The sequence below is a fragment of the Bacteroidota bacterium genome, assembly GCA_030706565.1.
GTDB lineage: Bacteria > Bacteroidota > Bacteroidia > Bacteroidales > JAUZOH01 > JAUZOH01.
Map to the genome: position 1 here is coordinate 1 of JAUZOH010000305.1, position 4,611 is coordinate 4,611.

General features: G+C 42.7%; 4 protein-coding genes. All 4 read left to right on the forward strand.

What is annotated here, in order from left to right; translation table 11 throughout:
* Positions 1-561: 561 nt before the first annotated feature.
* Positions 562-795, forward strand: a complete 234-nt coding sequence (locus tag Q8907_13025; protein MDP4275193.1) for a hypothetical protein — start codon at positions 562-564, stop codon at positions 793-795.
* On the forward strand, positions 770-1,129 hold the full coding sequence (locus tag Q8907_13030) for an addiction module toxin RelE (GenBank protein ID MDP4275194.1): 360 nt from the start codon (positions 770-772) through the stop codon (positions 1,127-1,129). Before Q8907_13025 ends, Q8907_13030 begins: the two co-directional genes overlap by 26 nt.
* A gap of 555 nt (positions 1,130-1,684) precedes the next feature.
* A complete protein-coding gene (locus Q8907_13035; protein ID MDP4275195.1) occupies positions 1,685-3,538 on the forward strand; it encodes a [Fe-Fe] hydrogenase large subunit C-terminal domain-containing protein in 1,854 nt (617 codons plus the stop codon).
* A gap of 141 nt (positions 3,539-3,679) precedes the next feature.
* The coding region (locus tag Q8907_13040; GenBank protein MDP4275196.1) for a SpoIIE family protein phosphatase at positions 3,680-4,611 on the forward strand (932 nt) is incomplete at its 3' end.

Consider the following 4,611-nt stretch of genomic DNA (forward strand, 5'->3'; position numbering starts at 1 on the left):
CGTCACAAAAAGTATGCAAAAAAGACTGTGACTGCATTAACGCGTTTCGCCTCCTAAAGTCGGCTTCACTTGAACGGAATGCAGTCAAATAGGATTTTTTTTTAACGCTTCGCGAGAAATATTTCTTTGTGAACCTTGTGTAATCCTTGTGTCCATAGTGGTAAGTTGATAGTTTAAGTTGGTTCAAATGGTTCAAAGTTTCTTGTCTTCCGGAATGAACTTTATATTAAGCCGCATAACGGTGACCTATTAATACATTACCACTACGGCACGAAGAACACGAAGAAATTTTATAATATTCCTCTGTGCCTTCTCTGCGTGTCTCTGTGTTAGAGTATTTATATTTTTAAAGTCAATCCTTTCACAGAGTTCCACAGAGAAATTTCACAGAGAACCAAAGAGTCCCCTGTGGTAAAGTTCCTTTGAACTGTTGAACCATCTTGAACCATATCAAACCACTAATTAATTATATTTGAATAATTATTTCTCAGCAAGTAACTATATACATAAACATATGTTCCAATGTGGAAAATTGGCTAAATTTGTAAAAAATAGGAGAAAATGAAAAATACCATTCAATATCTTGTAGATGAAAGTGGTGTTAAAACTTCGGTCATTATTCCTTATGCCAAATGGGAGAAAATCAACTTGAATTACAAGAAATTGCAAAATAAAATCAAAGTATTTTTGGCTGTACAAGATGGTTTGGACGAGTTGAAAACCGCTAAAAAAACCGGTAAGGAATTACAAACTCTTTCTGATTTCTTAAATGAAAGTAATTGTCAGGATCTCTAAAAGTTTTAAAAGACAAGCCAAGCCTTTGTTGAAGAAATTCGCTTCCTTGAGTAAGGAATTGACCCAACTCGAAGAAGATTTAATAAAAAATCCTCAATTAGGTAAATCTTTAGGACATGGTGCATATAAAATTCGATTGGCAACAGAAAGTAAGGGCAAAGGTAAAAGCGGCGGATTAAGGATAATAAGTCATGTATGCCCCGAAATCATTGGAGTAATAGAAAAGGATGGAGATGTTATATTTGTAACCCTGATTGCTATTTATGATAAAAGTGAAACTGCTTCTATTTCTGATAAAGAATTAAAAAATTTAATAAATAAAATAAGAGTGTAAAAGTAACCTCTTTTATCCGGTACTGAAAATTCTTTTCCCAGAATCAGACTGAATGAACTTAATATACCTTTCCTCAGTGTCACAGTTTGATTTTTAAGATAAACCATTAAAGTTTCGCAAGTAAATATCTCCCTGAATGGAATAAAATTTAACAACTGAGATTTATTGTTCATCATGTCACATAGAAATAATGAGAAATATTCCTCTGTGTCTTCTCTGTGTACCTCTGTGTTATTGTATCGATTTATTAAACAGAGAACCACAGAGTTTTAATACAGAGTGACACAGAGAAATCTGTTATAACCCCCTTATACTACTTGCGAAACTTAAATTTAGACCTTTATAGTCAACTGTTTTATCTGGAAAATTACGCAGAGTTTCGTTTGAGTTTACCCGCAAACAGATTTGTTTCATATTTTTTATTTAGACTTCCTGACAGATAATGGATTGACGGGAAAATAGTTTAACTTTGTATAAAGGCTTTCGTTCAAAGCAAAAGAGTAGTTCACTATTGTGCCATTAATAAGAACATCTTGCTGGAAAGGGGAAAAGACTATGCAGCTGTTTGAAATTAAAAACAAAAAGTGTAAAAGATGTTATGCCTGCGTCAGGATTTGCCCGGTGAAGGCGATCAAGTTTGAAGCCAACCAGGATTTTCCGCAAATTATGGAATCGCGGTGCATAGGTTGCGGGCATTGTACCAAGGTTTGCAAACCCAATGCCATAGTTTACTATGATTCCAAGCCCGAAACCAAGGCTCTTCTGCAATCGGGCAGGAAGGTGGCTGCTATCGTGTCGCCCAGTATTTCAGGCGAGTTTAATGATATTACCGATTACCGGAAATTTGTTGAAATGATCCGGGCCCTTGGATTTTCCTATGTCAACGAGGCTTCTTTTGGGGTTGACCTGGTTGCCTGGAAATACAAAAATCTATTCGATGAGTTTCACGGCAAATACTATATTACGGCCAATTGCCCGGCTATCGTTGCCTTCGTCGAAAAATACTATCCGGAATTGATTTCCAATCTTGCGCCCATTATATCGCCGATGGCTGCTACTGCAAAGGTTATTCACCGGAAATTTGGCGATGAGGTGGCTGTGGTTTACATAGGCCCCTGTGTGGCTGCAAAGGCCGAGGCCAGGCGCTATGAGGGTGATGCAGCCATTGATTCGGTGCTTACCTTTGTGGAGCTGCGCGAACTGTTTGTGGAATTCGATATCAACGAAAGCCGTCTGGAATATTCCGATTTCGACCCTCCCCTGGGTTACAAAGGCTCGCTCGAACCATTGCCAAACGGGCTTTTGCAGGCAGCCGATATCAGCGAAGACCTCCTTCAGGGCAGCGTGATCACAACCAAAGGCAGGAACAGTATAATTGAGGCGCTGAAACAATTTAATACAAGCATTGATTTCATCAAAAAGCACTTTAATTTATATTATAATCACGGTTGCCTGCTGGGGCCCGGCACATCCAGGGGCGCTGAGAAATTTGTCAGGCGGACCCTGGTGACCGACTATGCCAACAAGCGTTTGCTCAATTTCGACCTCAAGGAATGGGAAAAATACATGAATACATTCCGGCAGCTTGATTTTTCAAGGACATATCAGGAGGATGACCAGCGTATCCCTTTCCCCTCGGAGGAAAAGATACAGGAGATTTTACGGGTACTTCATAAACCGAACAAAGAAGATGAACTGGGCTGTACATCCTGTGGTTATGATTCCTGCCGCGACCTGGCCATTGCCATTGCCTCCAATCTGGCCAAGGAGGACATGTGCGTCAATTTTGCCCTGCACAACCGCCAGGAATACATCAAAAAGTTAAAAGTTATCAATGAGAAGCTCTCGGGTACCCAGACAGCCCTTAAGGAATCGGAAAAAAAGGCCAGGGATGAGCAGCAGCTTGCCCAGGAAGCCACCGATACCATTTCGGCCATGCTTCACAAGATTACTTCCGGAATAGTCATTGTTGATGAGAAACTGAAGATTATCAGGGCAAACCGGAGTTTTATAGAAATGCTGGGCGAGGATGCAAAGGCTATTGACGAGGTAATTCCAGGCCTGGCGGGCGCTGACCTGAAGACTTTGCTGCCCTATTCCTTCTACAATCTTTTTAATTATGTCATGGAAAACAACTCCAGCATTACCAACCATGATGTGCCTTTTGGAAAGACGATACTCAATATTTCCGCATTTCCCATCCGTAAAAACAAGACTGTAGGGGCCATTGTCCGCGATATGTCGCTTCCCGAAATCCGTAAGGAGGAAGTGCTCAAGAGGGTTGGCGAAGCGATAGACAAGAACCTTGAGATGGTTCAGAAAATAGGATTTTTGTTGGGTGAGGGGGCTTCGGAGACCGAAAAGATGCTCAATTCAATCATTGAATTTTATAAGTCGGGCGAAGATTAAGTAAACCGGATGGACGAACCTTTTTATATCGAAGTCAGCTGCCAGCAAAGGAATTTCGGGAACGAACGGATCTGTGGTGATGTTTTCCTCTCGCGCAGGGTAAGCGAGGAGCAAAGGTTGATCGCCGTTCTCTCCGACGGCATGGGGCATGGCGTGAAGGCCAATGTCCTGGCCACCCTTACGGCCACGCTGGCCGTTAATTTCACCCTGGAGCACAAGGATGTCCATGACCTTGCAGAAATCATCATGAACACCCTGCCAGTTTGCAGTGAAAGGGATATGAACTATTCTACCTTCAGCATACTGGATATCGAATATTCCGGGGAGACGCACATCCTGGAATATGGAAACCCGCAAAGCATTATCATGAGAGGAACAGAGGTATTTGAACCCGAGTGGCAGTGTATCCTTTTAAACAGCAAAAAAAATGCAGGCAAGGAATTGAGATATTGCAGTTTCAGGCCGGGCAAGGAAGACCGGATCATTGTTTGCAGCGATGGCATTGTACAGTCGGGGACTGGTTTTACGAAATATCCCGCCGGCTGGGGCGAAGGCAATCTAAAGTCGTTCGTTATCGAGATGCTTGATGCTAACCCGGCGCTGTCGGCCAGGAAACTTTCGGCCAAAATTGTCAACCGGGCTTTTTTGAATGATAATTTCGGGGCAAAGGACGATTCCAGTTGTGTCACTTTTTATTTCCGCGAACCGCGCAAGCTGCTGATTTGTACCGGCCCTCCCTTCGAAGACGAAAATGATTCAACGCTCGCAGAAAGGCTGCGGCAGTTTCAGGGGAAAAAGATAGTCTGCGGCGCCACCACCGCCGATATCATTGCCAGGGAAATGAAAGTCAGCATTCGCGACAGTTACATCGTCGAAGATCCCGGGCTGCCCCCGGTTTCATATATGGACGGGGTCGAGCTTGTTACGGAAGGCATCCTCACGCTGAGCAAGGTGTTTAATATTTTAAACAGTTACAATTCGAATTTCAAGTTGGGAAAGGGCCCGGCCGACCTGATCGTGAAGCTGCTCCAGGAAAGCGACGAGATCCATTTCCTCATCGGCACCCGCATCAA